Raw genomic sequence first — 15,614 nt, 5'->3', positions numbered from 1 at the left:
TTCCAGGCATAAAAAAACCGGCTGATTAGGCCGGTTTTTTTATGGGCGGGATCAACCCGTGCCGTTTACTTCGGGAGCGAGCTCCCTCGGTATCGGATGCGTGATGGATCAGTCGTTGTAGTCTTCCCAGCCGCCCATTTGTTTCCAGCGATTGACGATGCCGCAGAACAGCTCGGCAGTCTTCTCGGTGTCGTAGCGAGCCGAATGAGCCTCGCGACCGTCGAAGTCGATATCGGCTGCCTGACAGGCCTTGGCCAATACGGTTTGACCGTAGGCCAGACCTGCGAGGGTCGCGGTATCGAAGCTGGAAAATGGATGAAACGGGTTACGTTTCATGTCCAGGCGTGCGACAGCGGCGTTGAGGAAGCCCAGATCGAAACTGCTGTTGTGCCCGACCAGAATCGCCCGTTTGCAGCCGTTGGCTTTCAGGGCCTTGCGGATGCCGCGGAAAATGTCAGTCAGGGCCGCTTCCTCACTCACCGCCATGCGCAACGGGTGATCGAGCTTGATCCCGGTGAACTCCAGAGCAGCCGCTTCGATGTTCGCGCCTTCAAATGGCTCGACGCGGAAGAAGTAGGTGTGATCGGGATACACAAAGCCTTTTTCATCCATGGCAATGGTGGTTGCAGCAATTTCCAGCAGGGCATCGGTGGCCGAATTGAAGCCACCGGTTTCTACGTCGACGACAACCGGCAGGTAACCGCGGAATCTGGCAGCCATTGGATGACGAGGACCACCTCCGTTGCCTTGACCGTCCTGTTCGTCGTCGAAATGGTCTTCACTCACGCGTGTTCCTCCAGCAGGCGCCAGCGCAGTTTTTCACCGGCGCGCAGCGGGATTACAGTCAGCTCGCCAAACGGCAAGCTGGTTGGGGCGGTCCACTCATCGCGGACCAGGGTGATGCGATCGGTGTTCACCGGCAGGCCATAAAAGCGCGGGCCGTTGAGGCTGGCGAAGGCTTCGAGCTTGTCCAGCGCGTTGCGCTGTTCAAAGGCTTCGGCATACATCTCGATCGCGGCATAAGCGGTGTAGCAACCGGCACAGCCGCAAGCCGCTTCTTTGGCATGCAGGGCATGGGGCGCCGAGTCGGTGCCGAGGAAGAACTTGTCGCTGCCACTGGTGGCGGCGTCGAGCAGGGCTTCCTGGTGGGTATTGCGCTTGAGGATCGGCAGGCAATAGAAGTGCGGCCGAATCCCGCCCACCAGCATGTGGTTGCGGTTGTACAGCAGGTGATGCGCGGTGATGGTTGCGCCGACGTTGGCCGAAGCCTCGTTGACGAACTGCACGGCATCAGCGGTGGTGATGTGTTCGAACACCACTTTGAGAGTCGGGAAACGCTCGACCACTCGACGCAAGTGCTCGTCGATGAAGATCTTTTCGCGATCGAAAACGTCGACATCGCCACGGGTGACTTCACCGTGAACCAACAAGGGCATTCCGACGTCGGCCATGGCCTCGAGTGCAGGGAAAATCTTGTCGATGCTGGTGACGCCAGAGTCCGAATTGGTGGTCGCTCCGGCCGGGTACAACTTGGCGGCGTGAACGAAACCGCTGGCCTTGGCCTCACGAATTTCTTCGGGCTGGGTGCGGTCGGTCAGGTACAGAACCATCAACGGTTCGAAACGGCTGCCGGCCGGACGGGCGGCGAGAATCCGCTGGCGATAGCCATTGGCTTCAGCCGCGTTGCGCACCGGCGGTACCAGGTTGGGCATGATGATGGCGCGACCAAAGGTGCGCGCGACATCCGCGACGGTATTAGTCAACACAGCACCATCGCGAAGATGAATATGCCAGTCGTCGGGACGCAGCAGGGTCAGGCGGTCGGACATGAGGGGATTCCAGGCGGGTCAAACTCAGGGGAATGCTACCGGAAAAGACTCTTGCAGGCACTCGCTATCAAGTTTTGCCGCAAGCTTCCGATATCCAACAGGTATGCCGTAAAGATGTGTGTGGTCTTTTTGTTGCACAAGCCAGTGGAGCCCTCCCGTGCGCCAGCGTTATTTAGCCTTGCTCAGTGTGTTTGCCAGCCTTCCTGCGATGGCGCTCACTTTCCAGACCCGTCTGGAGAGCATCGAGTGGACGGTCGAAGGTGACAAGTTCGAATGCCGCCTGACTCAGCCCGTCACCGATTTCGGCTCGGGAGAGTTCGTGCGTCGTGCCGGCGAACAGGCGACATTTCGCTTGAAGGCCTACAACTCGATGATCGGTGGCGGTTCCGCGACCTTGCTGGCAGCCGCTGCGCCATGGCAGCCGGGGCGCGGTGACATCAACCTGGGCTCGGTGCGAATGGGCAGCGGCAACGTGCTGTTCAACAGCTCGCAGGTTCAGGCCGGGCGCCTGATCAGCGGGTTGCTGGACGGTCGCAGCCCGGTGGTTCGACACTCCTCGGGCGATGGGCGGGTATCCGAAGTCCGTCTGCTGCCGGTCAAATTCAGCAAGGCCTACAGCGACTATCAAGGGTGTGTAGCCAAGTTGCTGCCGCAGAATTTCGAGCAGGTGAAGCAGTCCCAAATCGGCTTTCCGGGGGAGGGTATCGATCTCGACACCCAAGCCAAGGCTCATTTACAGGTCATGCTGGAATTCATGAAAGCTGATCCGACGGTCAATCACATTGAGCTCGACGGCCATTCCGACAACAGTGGCAACCGCCTGACCAACCGCGAACTGTCGCGACGCAGGGCGCTGGCCGTGATGGATTTCTTCAAGGCCAATGGTATTCAGGAATCGCAGATTACCCTGCGTTTTCATGGAGAGCGCTATCCTTTGGCGCCGAACAATAACGCCGCCAATCGGGCGAAGAATCGCCGGGTTGCCGTACGCCTTGAACGGGTAGCGCCGACCGAGAAACCGGCGTCGCAAGCCACCGCTTCGGCGAGCAGCGCGACGACCTCCTGAACCTGCTGAAATCGTCGTTCGCTCGACATAATCTGTCGCTTCGTCGTCATAAGCTGTCGCGCCTCTGTAAAATATTCTGCATGAGCGGTAGACTTGACGGCTTTCCGTAGAACCCCGTGGAGTGATGGCATGGCGGACGTAAACAAGGTCGTTCTGGCGTATTCCGGCGGCCTGGACACTTCGGTGATCCTCAAGTGGCTGCAGGATACTTATAACTGTGAAGTAGTGACCTTCACCGCTGACCTGGGTCAGGGCGAAGAGGTCGAACCGGCCCGCGCCAAGGCACAGGCCATGGGCGTAAAAGAAATCTACATCGACGATCTGCGCGAAGAATTCGTGCGCGATTTCGTGTTCCCGATGTTCCGCGCCAACACCGTTTATGAAGGCGAGTACCTGCTGGGTACTTCCATCGCTCGTCCGTTGATCGCCAAGCGCTTGATCGAAATCGCCAACGAAACCGGCGCTGACGCCATTTCCCACGGCGCGACCGGCAAGGGCAACGACCAGGTTCGTTTCGAACTGGGCGCCTACGCCTTGAAGCCAGGTGTGAAAGTGATCGCTCCGTGGCGCGAATGGGACCTGCTCTCCCGTGAAAAGCTGATGGATTATGCTGAAAAGCACAACATCCCGATCGAGCGTCACGGCAAGAAGAAATCCCCGTACTCGATGGACGCCAACCTGCTGCACATCTCCTATGAAGGCGGCGTGCTGGAAGACACCTGGACCGAGCACGAAGAAGACATGTGGAAATGGACCGTCTCCCCGGAGAACGCTCCTGACAAACCGCAGTACCTGGAACTGACTTACCGTAACGGCGACATCGTTGCACTGGACGGCGTCGAAATGACTCCGGCCACCGTGCTGACGACCTTGAACCGTATCGGTGGCGAACACGGTATCGGCCGTCTGGACATCGTCGAAAACCGCTACGTCGGCATGAAGTCTCGCGGCTGCTATGAAACCCCGGGCGGCACCATCATGCTGCGCGCTCACCGCGCGATCGAATCGATCACCCTGGACCGCGAAGTGGCTCACCTCAAAGACGAGCTGATGCCTAAGTACGCCAGCCTGATCTACACCGGTTACTGGTGGAGCCCTGAGCGTCTGATGCTGCAACAGATGATCGATGCTTCCCAGGCCCACGTGAACGGCGTAGTGCGCCTGAAGCTGTACAAGGGCAATGTGATCGTTACCGGTCGCAAGTCCGACGAGTCGTTGTTCGATGCCAATATCGCGACCTTCGAGGAAGATGGCGGCGCCTACAACCAGGCCGACGCAGCGGGCTTCATCAAGCTCAATGCCTTGCGCATGCGTATCGCGGCAAACAAAGGCCGCAAGCTTTTCTGAGACCTTTGAGTCGGTAATGGATTTGTGGCCTTGTTGATGACAAGGCCACAAATTGGAAGAGGGGGCTGCTGCACATAGCGTTTCGCTTTCTTCTTGTTTTTGCTAACCGTTGCTTCTGCTTTTCTGTCCTTGATCTGCCTCAAGGGCTGCCTTTCTGATGGGCGGCATTTCAATGTCTAGCCCATAATCGTCACACCCTTTGAGCTCAAATTGTAAGAAATACAGAACGTTGCGCTGTTGCGTTTCTTTATTTGCTTCCAATGTTTGAGCGTATTGGCCTTCAGCAATTTATCCGAATCGGTACACGTGAGAAATACGATCACCTGTGCTGGATTGTCCGCAGGATACTGAATGCTCTCCATCAAGGCGCTGAACGCCATTTTCTTGTGTATCCACCGCGCATCAACGATATGCAGATCCTTTAGGGGGGCAGGCAGATTTACGTGGTGCTGAGTCGAGCCTTCAGGCGCTACCCTGGGTGGGTTGTTTCTCGGAGGATGAACGTTCTCCATGGCTTTTATGAAATGCTTTCCCTTCACAAAATCGGAGGGCGCATAAAGCGATCGATAGTTGAAGTTGAGAGTAATGAAGAAAAGAAAAAGCAAGTAAAAGGGAAAACTGATCAGGAACCACACATAGAGTTCTCTTTCCTCGTTATCGAGAAAAGGGAGAGACACGGCGGCCGATGTTTCAGACAGTACCGCAAATATCGCAATAATCGTCATGGGGTTGGTGATTCTTTTTTTGAGTTTTATCATAGGGTGTGCTCATTAAATGTTGTCTTTTCTCGAATGATTTATGGGGTGTGATAATTGATATCGGGTTGCATTGCTGTGGTATTGCATTGTTTTTTGTTGGGGAGTTGAACTTGTTATAGTCGCTGTATTGTTGCAAGTGCGAGTATGGCTGTTTATTTACTTTAATGGGGTTGTAATATTGATCAAGTGTTACGGTGTGTGAGAGCTTTTGATTGTTTGAGCGCGGCGTGCGCACGAGGGTATAGGAAAATACCCGTTACTTTTAAGGATAATTCAATGGTCTACCTATCGTAGAACAGTGTATTGACATTGTTCTTTTGTCGTTTTTTGGTTGTAAGTCGATACAAAAAACTGTCAAGGTACTGAATAATAATAGATCAGTAAAAATCTTTGCTTGTTCGTATGGCAATGATTTTTTGTAGGAATAATCCGTGTTGTTTGTAGGCTATGTCTCTCACTGCAAGTGGCCAAGGGTGACGGCGTGCCATGGATGAAATGACTACGCTATGGTGCGGGCTCTAAAAATTCGAACAGCGAAATTGGACTTGCCCATGAATAAAGTGCTGATCGTGGATGATCACCCCGTCATTCGTCTTGCGGTACGTATGCTAATGGAACGTCATGGCTACGAAGTCATTGCAGAAACAGATAATGGTGTGGACGCATTACAACTTGCCCGTGATCTTATGCCGGATATTGTCATACTGGATATTGGAATACCGAAGCTGGATGGGCTTGAAGTTATCGCGCGACTGACATCAACGGCGATGCCGCTTAAAGTTCTGATATTGACATCCCAGGCGCCGGGACATTTTTCCATGCGTTGCATGCAGTCGGGGGCCGCCGGATATGTTTGCAAACAGCAGGATCTCACTGAATTGCTCAGTGCAATAAAAGCCGTATTGTCAGGCTACAGCTACTTTCCTAATCAGGCGCTGCATACCGTACGTTCCAGTCTTGGGAACGCCAGTGAAGCGGATATGGTGGATCGTTTGTCCGGGCGAGAGATGATGGTCTTGCAACAATTGGCCCGAGGAAAGACAAACAAGGAGATTGCCGACGGAATGTTTCTAAGCAATAAAACCGTCAGTACTTATAAAACCCGTCTTCTGTTAAAGCTCAATGCTCGCTCACTGGTCGACCTGATTGAACTGGCCCAGCGCAATGGCCTGGTATGAAGCTGCCAGCGTTTGACGAGACGCGATAGACAGGTGTTTGTCAGGGGGCGGCACTTAGTAAAAAGCCTCCGTTTCGGGAGGCTTTTAAGTGTCATAAGTCAAAATCGTAATCGGCCAATTGCTTCTGCAGTCGGCGCTCCTCCAGCAGATTGTCGATGGTACGGCGTTTGCTCAGGTTGGTCTTTGCAACTTCCACTACCGGCTCTGCGTCATCGGCCTCAACGGGGGTGAAGTCGTCTTCTACGTCCAATTGTTCTTTGCCAGTGCTCATAAGGTTAACTCCAGGCTAAGGCTGCCCTTTGGCGCTCCTTATATCGACAATTTCCCGGCGGGTAAAAAAGATTTTTTCAATCGATCAATCCAAAAAACTAATAGCGCCTCAATCGTCCGAGGTCTTTTGCTTGAATTCGCACAAATCCTCGATTCGGCAGCTGCCACACCGCGGCTTGCGGGCCAGGCAAACGTAGCGCCCATGGAGAATCAGCCAATGATGGGCGTCGAGCAAATATTCCTTCGGCACGAACTTCATCAGCTTTTGCTCCACCTCCACCACGTTCTTGCCCGGAGCAATGCCGGTACGGTTACTGACCCGAAAAATGTGAGTGTCCACGGCCATGGTCAACTGACGAAAGGCGGTATTGAGCACCACATTGGCGGTCTTGCGACCGACGCCGGGCAATGCCTCCAGCGCCTCGCGGGTCTGCGGTACTTCACCGCCATGGCGCTCCATCAGCAAGCGACAGGTTTCGATCACATTTTTCGCTTTGCTGTTGAACAGACCGATGGTCTTGATGTACTCCGACAGCCCTTCGACGCCCAAGGCATGGATCGCCGATGGCGTATTGGCCACCGGGAACAGTTTGGCGGTGGCCTTGTTCACGCCGACATCGGTCGATTGCGCCGAGAGAATCACGGCGATCAACAATTCGAACGGTGAGGAGTACGCCAGTTCGGTCTTGGGGTCAGGGTTGTCTTCGTGAAATCTGCGGAAAATTTCCAGACGTTTTGCGGCATTCATGGGCGATGCGTTTCCTCGAAGGCGGTCATTGTGCGGCCGCCGGGCGGCGAGTGCAGGCTTGATGTGCGGCGACCAGCAGTCCCAGCAGAATAAACCCGCCAGGGGCCAGCGTGGCCAGATGCAGGCCACCGTCGGCGATCAGTGTCCAGCCTTGCCAGTCCGGTTGTGTGGCTCCGGCGACCCATGAAAGATGGCGACCGAGTGTTCCGTTGCCGATGAGCTCGCGCAGCAGACCCAAACCCACCATCAAGGCGCCGAACAGGCCGCACAGACGCAGCCGATCACGCGCTGGGCTCTGGAAAAAACCGTTGTGTTGCAGCACGACGCATTGCAAGGCGATCAAGCCTGGGTAAAAACCCAGATGCTGGTGCCATTGGAGCGACCAGGTTTGCATGGCGAGTTCCGCGCAACTGGTCAGCGTGGCGGCCACCAGGAGGCTAGCGAGCAAATGGGTGGCCGGCATCAATCGCGAGCGCAAGACGCCCATGCTCACACTGTAAGCACTGAGTATCAGAGCAAACATCAGCCACAGGCCCAGGGCCGTGACCAATGAATCGGTGATGCCGATCAACGGCGTAAGCATCAGCGAGTTTTGCAGGGGCGATGACTTATTCATGGGCACTGCTCCCGATCAGCGGTTGCCGATGTTCGTCGAAATAGCGCAACGCGTCATGGGTGGCATTGATCACCGCTCTTGAGGTGATGGTCGCCCCCGCGATCTGATCGAATTGCCCTTGGTCTTTTTTCAAGGCCCAGCCATTGTCATCGGGGGCGGTCAGAGACTTGCCGGTAAACACCTCAAGCCAGGCATTGGGCCATTCGGCGAGCTTGCCGCCCAGCCCCGGGGTTTCCGATTGCTTGAGGGTTTTGACCCCTGCCAACGTGCCTTGGCGGTCGATGGCGATCAGCAAGTCGATGGTGCCGGCGTAGCCCAGAGTCTGGCTGCGCAGTAACACGGCGCTCGGTTGACCGGCCTTGGAAGCCAGGTAGCCACCCAGCAGTGTGCTGTGGGCCAGGCGAGTGCTGTCGAGGTCGAGGGGGTGTTCCAGTGGCTGATTGTCGTAGCTGTCGGCCGGTAGCAGATCCAGTAACTGGCGGCTGTCGATCAGGCGTTGTTCAGCGGCAATGCGCGCGGCGCTGGTGTGCTGCACGAGGTAAGTCGCGCCCATCCCCAAGCCTGCCAACACGATCAGGATCACAACGCTCGTCGCTCGGTTCATGGGGCAACCTGTTCCTGTCTGGAGGCGGCGAACCGTTCCAGCGCCGGTACACAAAGGTTCATCAGCAGAACCGCAAAGGCCACACCGTCCGGATAACCACCCCACGTCCGAATCAGATAAGTGAGTAATCCCGCACCTGCGCCGAACAGTAATCGGGCCGTGGGGCTTTTTGCGCCGGATATCGGTTCCGTCACGATGAAGAAGGCGCCCAGCATGCTCGCGCCCGTGAGCAGATGAAACAATGGCGAGCCATTAGAATCGGAGCCCGTACCGTTCCAGCACAACAGGCTGATGACGAACAGGCTGGCGAGCATGCCGACCGGGGCATGCCAGCTGAACACCCGTCGCTGCAGCAAAAACATACCGCCCGCCAGAAATGCCAGATTAACCCACTCAACGCCTCGGCCGCCAAAACGGCCGAATGCCGGATTCTCGGCGAACAGTTCGTCCATGGTCAGGCTTTTGTTGATTCGCAAGCTGTCCAGCGCCGTGGCCTGGGCCCACGCATCGGGGGTTTGATTGAAGCTGAAACCGAACACCTGTTGCAATCCACCGAACAAATCCATGCCATGGGACGCCGGCCAATGAGTCATTGGTTGGGGAAACATCACCAGGACCAGCGCGAAACCGAGCATCGCCGGATTGAACGGATTCTTGCCGACGCCGCCATACAAGTGCTTGCCGAAAAACAGTCCGAACGCCACGGCGCTGAGCGTCAGCCACCATGGACAATAAGGCGGCAAGGCCAGCGCCAATAATGTCGCGCTGACCAGTGCACTGCCGTCGCTCAATGTCGGTTTTACCGGTTGCTTGCGTAACTGCAACACGGCTGCCTCAACGCCCAGAGCGGTGGCTGCCGCCAGAATCAGGTTGATCAACACTCCCCAACCGTACAGCCAGAACAACACCAGCATCCCCGGCACGGTGGCCAGCAACACCAGCTTCATGGCCTGTTGAAGGCGTTCGTCCACCGACTCAAGAGGTGGCATAGGCATCCACCTGACGTTCGGCTTCATTGAGCGCACGTTGCAACGCTTCGATCTGTTCGGGCGGAGCCTCGCTTGTTTGGGCTTTCTTGAGTTCGGCGCGGCGCATGGCCAACTGGATCTTTGCCCGTTTCAGCTCGGCATCTTTTGTCGGGGCAGGTGGCGCAGGAAGCGGCGGTGCGCTGTTCTCCAGTTTCGCCAGCGTTTGTTCGGCGGCTTCGAACTGCTGTTGCAGCACGATCAGTTGCGATTGCTGTTCGAAGGTGGGCGGATGCCCAAAGGCCTTGAGCGATTTGTTTAGCTGCGCCCGACTCATTGCCAGATCGATCTTGGCCTTTTTCAGTGCCGCATCGGCATTGGCGGCTTTCTGTGCACGGACGCGCTCGAGTGCAGCCTGAACCGGGTCGAGTTTTACTTCGCTGTGCTGCACGGTGCGTTGGGCGCGGGCCTGACGTTCGGCGAGTTTCTGTTGTTCTTCATGATGCAAGCGGGCATTGCGCTGTTCGAAACGGTGCCGTGCGTGATTGCGCTTGGCCGCCCGGGCTTGTTGTTCCTCCAGGCTGAACGCCAGCCCGCCGACAATCGGCAGGACCGTGGCCAGCGGTAACGGATGCATCTCGATGCAGTCCACCGGGCAAGGCGCCACGCAGAGGTCGCAACCGGTGCATTCGTCGATGATGACCGTGTGCATGAATTTCGCCGCACCGACAATGGCGTCGACCGGGCAGGCCTGAATGCATTTGGTGCAGCCAATGCATTCGGCTTCACGGATGTAAGCGATCTGCGCTGGCGCCGAACCGCGACTGACGTCCAGCTCCAGCACGGGCACTTTCAGCAGGTCGGCCAGGGCCGCGATGGTTTCACTGCCACCCGGCGGGCACTTGTTGATCGGCTCGCCGCTGGCGATGCCTTCGGCGTAGGGTTTACATCCGGGGTGACCACATTTGCCGCATTGGGTCTGCGGCAAGAGGGCGTCGATGCGTTGAATCAGACTCATGTTTTGATCAGCCCGCTGAATCCGAGAAAAATCACCGCGATCAATCCGGCGCCGATCAAATCGATCGGCAGGCCGCGAAAGGGCAGGGGGATATCGTTGTCGAGTGTGCGCTGGCGCAAGTCGCTGAATAGGCTCAGTACCAGCCAGAAACCCAGCCCGGCGCCAAGGCTCAGGGCTACGGCGTGGAAAATTCCCTTGTCTTGTTGAGCGTTGAGCAACGTCAGCCCAAGCACTCCGGCATTCCCCAGCACCAGCGGCCAGAGGCCATCGAACGAAAGCTTCAGCAACGATCGGGAAAGCAGTTTGAGCAGCGGGCTGATCAGCAGAACGCTTAACGGCAGGAAGACGAACAGACGCAGCGACGTCAGCCCCAACGGCACTAATAGCCAATGGTAGAGCGTATAGCCAAGTGTGCCGACGACCAGCATCAGACACGTCGTCGCGATGCCCAGCGCATGGACCTGTGACCGCTCGCTGCCCAGCACCGGATCGACGCCCAGCGGCCAGTGCAACACAAGGTTGTTGATCAGGGCGGCGCTGATAAGCGTAAGAAGCACTTCGGTCATGATCTGTCTACCTGAAGCATCCGTACCCACACATCGTTGGGCTGCTGGGTAAATCCGTAGGAGCTGCCGCAGGCTGCGATCTTTTGATGTTGTTTTTTAAAGACAAGGTCAAAAAATCGCAGCCTCGTTTCCCTCGACCACCTCTACAAGGTGAGTCCGAAAGATAGTATGGGCCAGACATGAAAAACCCACAGTCATGCCAGGCACGACTGTGGGGTTGGTCCAGCGGATCGAGCCTTACTTGATACGCTGGCCCGGCTTGGCGCCGCTGTCGGGGCTCAGCAGGTAGATTTCTTCACCGCCAGGGCCTGCCGCCATCACCATGCCTTCAGAGATCCCGAATTTCATTTTGCGGGGCTTGAGGTTGGCGATCATCATGGTCAGGCGACCATTGAGCTTGGACGGGTCCGGGTAAGCGCTCTTGATTCCGGAAAACACGTTGCGTTGCTCGTCACCGATGTCCAGGGTCAGGCGCAGCAATTTGTCGGCACCTTCCACGGCTTCGGCCTTGACGATCAGCGCAACGCGCAGGTCTACAGCGGCAAAGGTGTCGAACTCGATCTCTGGCGACAGCGGATCCTTGGCCAGTTCACCGTTGCCGGCGGGTGCCGCTTGGCCGGTGTCGGTTGCGCTGGCGGTCAGGTCTTCTTTCGAGGCGTCGGTCATGGCTTGTACTTTTACCGGGTCGATGCGGGTCATCAGCGGTTTGAATTCGTTCAGCTGATGATTGCTGAGCAAGGTGGCGTGGTCGTTCCAGGTCAGCGGGGCGACATTCAGGAACGCCTCGGCATCGGCGGCCAGCAGCGGCAATACCGGTTTGAGGAAAATCACCAGTTGACGGAACAGGTTGATGCCCAAGGCGCAAATGGCCTGGACTTCATCCTGCTTGCCTTCCTGTTTGTTCAGCGACCACGGTGCCTTGTCGGCGATCCAGGCGTTGGCGCGGTCGGCCAGGCCCATGATTTCGCGCATGGCGCGTGCGAAGTCGCGAGCCTCATAGGCATCGGCAATGCTTGGCGCTGCGGCCAGGAAAGCGTCGGTCAGTTCCGGCGCGGCATTGCCGGCTACCAGTACACCGGCGTTGCCTTTATGGATGAAACCGGCGCAACGGCTGGCGATGTTGACGACTTTGCCGACCAGGTCGGAGTTGACCTTCTGCACGAAGTCTTCGAGGTTCAGGTCCAGGTCGTCGACGCCACGGCCCAGCTTGGCGGCGTAGTAGTAGCGCAGGTATTCCGGTGACAGGTGATCCAGGTAAGTCCGCGCCTTGACGAACGTGCCGCGGGACTTGGACATTTTCTGGCCGTTGACGGTCAGGTAGCCGTGGACGTTGATGCCGGTCGGTTTACGGAAACCGGCGCCTTCGAGCATCGCGGGCCAGAACAGAGCGTGGAAGTTGACGATGTCCTTGCCGATGAAATGGTACAGCTCGGCGGTGGAGTCCTTGCCCCAGAACGCGTCGAAATCCAGTTCCGGGCGGCGGGCGCAGAGGTTCTTGAAGCTGGCCATGTAGCCGATCGGCGCGTCCAGCCATACGTAGAAATATTTGCCGGGCTCGTCGGGAATCTCGAAACCGAAATACGGCGCATCGCGGGAAATATCCCACTGTTGCAGACCGGCATCCAGCCATTCGGCGATCTTGTTGGCTACGGCCTCTTGCAACGTGCCGCTACGGGTCCAGGCCTGCAGCATTTCCTGGAAGTCCGGCAGCTTGAAGAAGAAATGCTGGGAATCCTTGAGCACCGGCGTGGCGCCGGAGATGGCCGATTTCGGATCCTTCAGATCGGTCGGCGCGTAGGTCGCACCGCATTTTTCGCAGTTGTCGCCGTACTGGTCTTCGGTGCCACATTTCGGGCAGGTGCCCTTGATGAAGCGGTCGGCCAGGAACATTTTCTTTTCCGGGTCGAAGTACTGAGTGATCGAGCGCGTGGCGATGTGCCCGGCGTCGCGCAGCTTCAGGTAGATCTGGCTCGACAGCTCACGGTTTTCTTCGGCGTGAGTGGAGTGGAAATTGTCGAAGTCCACGAGGAACTCGGCAAAGTCGGCGCTGTGTTCAGCCTGGACATTGGCGATCAGTTGTTCCGGAGTAATGCCTTCCTTTTCCGCGCGCAACATGATGGCCGAACCGTGGGCGTCGTCGGCGCAGACATAAATGCATTGATTACCGCGATGCTTCTGGAAGCGCACCCACATATCGGTCTGGATGTATTCCAGCATATGGCCGAGGTGGATCGAACCATTGGCATAGGGCAGGGCGCTGGTGACGAGGATCTTGCGTGGCTCGGACATGGGGCTCGGCTACTTGATGAAACGGAGGTCGGCCACTATAAAGCGCCGGCGCATATTTTTCACCCCCAAGGCCAGCCTTCACGGACCTTTGTAGCAGCTGGCGAAGCCTGCGTTCGGCGGCGAAGCCGTCGCCCGTCCTGCCACCTCGACCCACCTGAAATACCTTATTGTCTGGTTTTACGACGGCTCCGCAGCCGAACGCAGGCTTCGCCAGCTGCTACAGGCGGGGTCTGACCATAGAATATTTGTCACATCCTGAAAGCATGCCGTCCAGGCTAGAGAACAGGTACGATACCCGCCTGATTTTTCCAGTCTTGCTATCGGAGTTGCCCATGAGCGCCGTCAATCGTGCAGCGGTGGAAGCCGTCCTTCGCCAATACACCGATCCTTACCTGAACCAGGACCCGGTCAGCGCCGGGTGCGTGCGCAGCATCGATATCCAGGGTGATCGCGTCAGCGTCCAGCTGGAGCTGGGCTATGCCGCCGGTATGTTCAAAAGCGGCTGGGCGCAGTTGCTGCAACTGGCCATCGAAGGCCTGGACGGCGTCGTCACCGCCCGCGTCGAGATCACCAGTGTGATCGCCGCGCACAAGGCCCAGGCACAGATTCCGGGGCTGGCCAACGTCAAGAACGTTGTGGCCGTGGCGTCCGGCAAGGGCGGTGTGGGCAAGTCCACCACGGCTGCCAACCTGGCCCTGGCGCTGGCCCGCGAAGGCGCCAAAGTCGGGATTCTCGACGCGGACATCTACGGTCCGAGCCAGGGCATCATGTTCGGCATCCCCGAAGGCACCCGACCACAGGTCAAGGATCAGAAGTGGTTCATTCCGATTGAGGCCCATGGCGTCGAAGTGATGTCCATGGCGTTCCTGACCGACGACAACACGCCGATGGTCTGGCGCGGGCCGATGGTGTCCGGTGCGCTGTTGCAACTGGTCACGCAAACAGCCTGGGGCGATCTGGATTACTTGGTCATCGACATGCCGCCAGGCACCGGCGATATCCAGTTGACCCTGGCGCAGAAAGTCCCGGTGGCCGGCGCGGTGATCGTGACCACCCCGCAGGATCTGGCATTGCTGGACGCGCGCAAGGGCGTGGAGATGTTCCGCAAAGTCAACATTCCGGTGCTGGGCGTGGTGGAAAACATGGCTGTGCACATCTGTTCCAACTGCGGGCACGCCGAGCATCTGTTCGGTGAGGGTGGCGGTGTGAAGCTGGCCAACCAGTACGGTGTCGAACTGTTGGCTTCGTTGCCGCTGTCGATGCTGATCCGCGAACAGGCCGATGGCGGCAAGCCAACGGTGATCGCCGAGCCGGACAGCCAGATCGCAATGGTTTACCAGGAACTGGCCCGCCATGTCGGCGCGCGCATTGTGTTGCAGGAAGCGGCAACGCCAGCGATGCCGAACATCACCGTCAGCGACGATTAAATCGTTTGTGCAGGAGCCAGGCTTGCCGGCGAAGGCGTCCTCAAGCCCGCTTTCGCCGGCAAGCCTGGCTCCTACAGGAGCGTGATCTTGCGTTAGATCCGCAACCCGCCATCCAATTCCAGAATCCGGCCGTTGTAGTAGTCGTTTTCGAAAATGTAGGCCACTGACTGGGCAATCTCTTCAGGTTTGCCCATGCGTTTGAGCGGAATCCCCGAGGTCATTTTTTCCAGCGCTTCCGGTTTCATGCTCAGGGTCATCTCGGTTTCGATGAAGCCCGGCGCAATGCCCGCCACGCGAATGCCGTAACGCGCCAGTTCCTTGGCCCAGGTCACGGTCGCCGCGGCGACACCGGCCTTCGCGGCGGAGTAGTTGGTCTGGCCAATGTTGCCTGCGCGCGAAATCGACGAGATATTAATGATCGCGCCACTGTTTTTCAGCTCGACCATCTTTGCCGCGACTTCACGGGTACACAGGAAAACGCCGGTCAGGTTGACGTCGATGACTGCCTGCCATTGGGCCAGGCTCATCTTGGTCATTTCACCGTCCTTGACCTTTAGCAGCAGGCCATCGCGCAGAATGCCGGCGTTGTTGATCAGGCCATGGATTGCGCCGAAATCGTCGGCCACCTGAGCGGCCATACGGGTCACCTGCTCTTCATCGGCGACGTTGCACAGGTAGGCGCGGGCCTCGACACCCTTGGCTTTGCAAGCGGCGACGGTGGCGTCGAGTTTTTCCTGATTCAAGTCCACCAGCGCCAGCTTCGCGCCTTTGCCGGCGAGATACTCGGCCATGGAACGGCCTAAACCCTGGCAACCGCCGGTGATAATGATTACTTTGTCAGTGAGTTGCATTCGCATAGCCCCTTGGCAGATCGAACTGGTTTCCTTGGAGAGGCCTCTCGATCTGAGCCTGATATGGCTTGGCTGCACATGA

General features: G+C 57.5%; 16 protein-coding genes. 4 read left to right on the top strand and 12 right to left on the bottom strand.

All coding sequences use genetic code 11. The features are described 5' to 3' along the window. Nucleotides 1-108 precede the first annotated feature (108 nt). On the bottom strand, nt 109-786 hold the full coding sequence (gene rnt / locus BZL43_RS10660; RefSeq protein WP_008069497.1) for a ribonuclease T: 678 nt from the start codon (nt 784-786) through the stop codon (nt 109-111). Further along, nucleotides 783-1,829: a dihydroorotase gene (gene pyrC / locus BZL43_RS10655; RefSeq protein WP_095632268.1), complete on the bottom strand. Its 1,047-nt coding sequence runs from the start codon at nt 1,827-1,829 to the stop codon at nt 783-785. Before pyrC ends, rnt begins: the two co-directional genes overlap by 4 nt. Nucleotides 1,830-1,986: 157 nt before the next feature. Between pyrC and BZL43_RS10650 the strand changes: the two genes are divergently transcribed. Together BZL43_RS10650 and BZL43_RS10645 are read left to right on the top strand one after the other, a co-directional pair. Then, complete coding sequence (locus tag BZL43_RS10650; protein WP_095632267.1) at nt 1,987-2,895, top strand: OmpA family protein; 909 nt, start codon at nt 1,987-1,989, stop codon at nt 2,893-2,895. Between the two features lie 129 nt (nt 2,896-3,024). Continuing rightward, on the top strand, nt 3,025-4,242 hold the full coding sequence (locus BZL43_RS10645) for an argininosuccinate synthase (RefSeq protein ID WP_095632266.1): 1,218 nt from the start codon (nt 3,025-3,027) through the stop codon (nt 4,240-4,242). A 176-nt stretch (nt 4,243-4,418) separates the two neighbouring features. Here the strand turns inward: BZL43_RS10645 and BZL43_RS10640 are convergent, their stop codons facing one another. Further along, complete coding sequence (locus BZL43_RS10640) at nt 4,419-5,000, bottom strand: hypothetical protein (RefSeq protein ID WP_095632265.1); 582 nt, start codon at nt 4,998-5,000, stop codon at nt 4,419-4,421. A gap of 551 nt (nt 5,001-5,551) precedes the next feature. Here BZL43_RS10640 and BZL43_RS10635 point away from each other — a divergent pair. Beyond that, nucleotides 5,552-6,178, top strand: coding sequence for a response regulator transcription factor (locus BZL43_RS10635; RefSeq protein ID WP_008069501.1), 627 nt, complete (start codon nt 5,552-5,554; stop codon nt 6,176-6,178). A gap of 91 nt (nt 6,179-6,269) precedes the next feature. Here BZL43_RS10635 and BZL43_RS10630 read toward each other — a convergent pair whose 3' ends face one another. The 8 genes from BZL43_RS10630 to metG all read right to left on the bottom strand — a co-directional run bounded on the left by BZL43_RS10630 (nt 6,270) and on the right by metG (nt 13,254). Continuing rightward, nucleotides 6,270-6,449, bottom strand: coding sequence for a PA3496 family putative envelope integrity protein (locus BZL43_RS10630; RefSeq protein WP_007898493.1), 180 nt, complete (start codon nt 6,447-6,449; stop codon nt 6,270-6,272). A 108-nt stretch (nt 6,450-6,557) separates the two neighbouring features. Then, a complete protein-coding gene (gene nth, locus BZL43_RS10625) occupies nt 6,558-7,196 on the bottom strand; it encodes an endonuclease III (protein WP_095632264.1) in 639 nt (212 codons plus the stop codon). Nucleotides 7,197-7,221: 25 nt separating this feature from the next. Next, nucleotides 7,222-7,812 (bottom strand): Rnf-Nqr domain containing protein, encoded by a 591-nt coding sequence (locus tag BZL43_RS10620; RefSeq protein ID WP_095632263.1) that lies wholly within the window; start codon nt 7,810-7,812, stop codon nt 7,222-7,224. After that, nucleotides 7,805-8,416: an RnfABCDGE type electron transport complex subunit G gene (locus tag BZL43_RS10615; RefSeq protein ID WP_095632262.1), complete on the bottom strand. Its 612-nt coding sequence runs from the start codon at nt 8,414-8,416 to the stop codon at nt 7,805-7,807. Before BZL43_RS10615 ends, BZL43_RS10620 begins: the two co-directional genes overlap by 8 nt. Next, nucleotides 8,413-9,405 carry an RnfABCDGE type electron transport complex subunit D gene (locus tag BZL43_RS10610; RefSeq protein ID WP_095632261.1) on the bottom strand — a complete coding sequence of 331 codons (993 nt, stop codon included), beginning with the start codon at nt 9,403-9,405 and terminating at the stop codon, nt 8,413-8,415. The genes BZL43_RS10615 and BZL43_RS10610 overlap by 4 nt, the downstream gene beginning before the upstream one ends. Continuing rightward, entirely contained in the window at nt 9,392-10,399 is a 1,008-nt protein-coding gene (gene rsxB, locus BZL43_RS10605) for an electron transport complex subunit RsxB (protein ID WP_095632260.1), read from the bottom strand. Before rsxB ends, BZL43_RS10610 begins: the two co-directional genes overlap by 14 nt. Continuing rightward, nucleotides 10,396-10,965 (bottom strand): Rnf-Nqr domain containing protein, encoded by a 570-nt coding sequence (locus BZL43_RS10600; RefSeq protein WP_095632259.1) that lies wholly within the window; start codon nt 10,963-10,965, stop codon nt 10,396-10,398. Before BZL43_RS10600 ends, rsxB begins: the two co-directional genes overlap by 4 nt. 237 nt (nt 10,966-11,202) lie before the next feature. Next, nucleotides 11,203-13,254: a methionine--tRNA ligase gene (metG, locus tag BZL43_RS10595; RefSeq protein WP_095632258.1), complete on the bottom strand. Its 2,052-nt coding sequence runs from the start codon at nt 13,252-13,254 to the stop codon at nt 11,203-11,205. A 332-nt stretch (nt 13,255-13,586) separates the two neighbouring features. Between metG and apbC the strand changes: the two genes are divergently transcribed. Beyond that, nucleotides 13,587-14,681 (top strand): iron-sulfur cluster carrier protein ApbC, encoded by a 1,095-nt coding sequence (apbC, locus tag BZL43_RS10590; RefSeq protein WP_095632257.1) that lies wholly within the window; start codon nt 13,587-13,589, stop codon nt 14,679-14,681. Between the two features lie 92 nt (nt 14,682-14,773). Here apbC and BZL43_RS10585 read toward each other — a convergent pair whose 3' ends face one another. Then, the gene (locus BZL43_RS10585) at nt 14,774-15,532 is read right to left on the bottom strand and encodes an SDR family oxidoreductase (RefSeq protein WP_095632256.1); all 759 of its coding nucleotides are present in this window, start codon (nt 15,530-15,532) and stop codon (nt 14,774-14,776) included. Nucleotides 15,533-15,614 lie beyond the last annotated feature (82 nt).

This window comes from Pseudomonas sp. PICF141 (assembly GCF_002286815.1).
Lineage (GTDB): Bacteria > Pseudomonadota > Gammaproteobacteria > Pseudomonadales > Pseudomonadaceae > Aquipseudomonas.
This window is presented reverse-complemented; position numbering and strand designations above follow the sequence as displayed.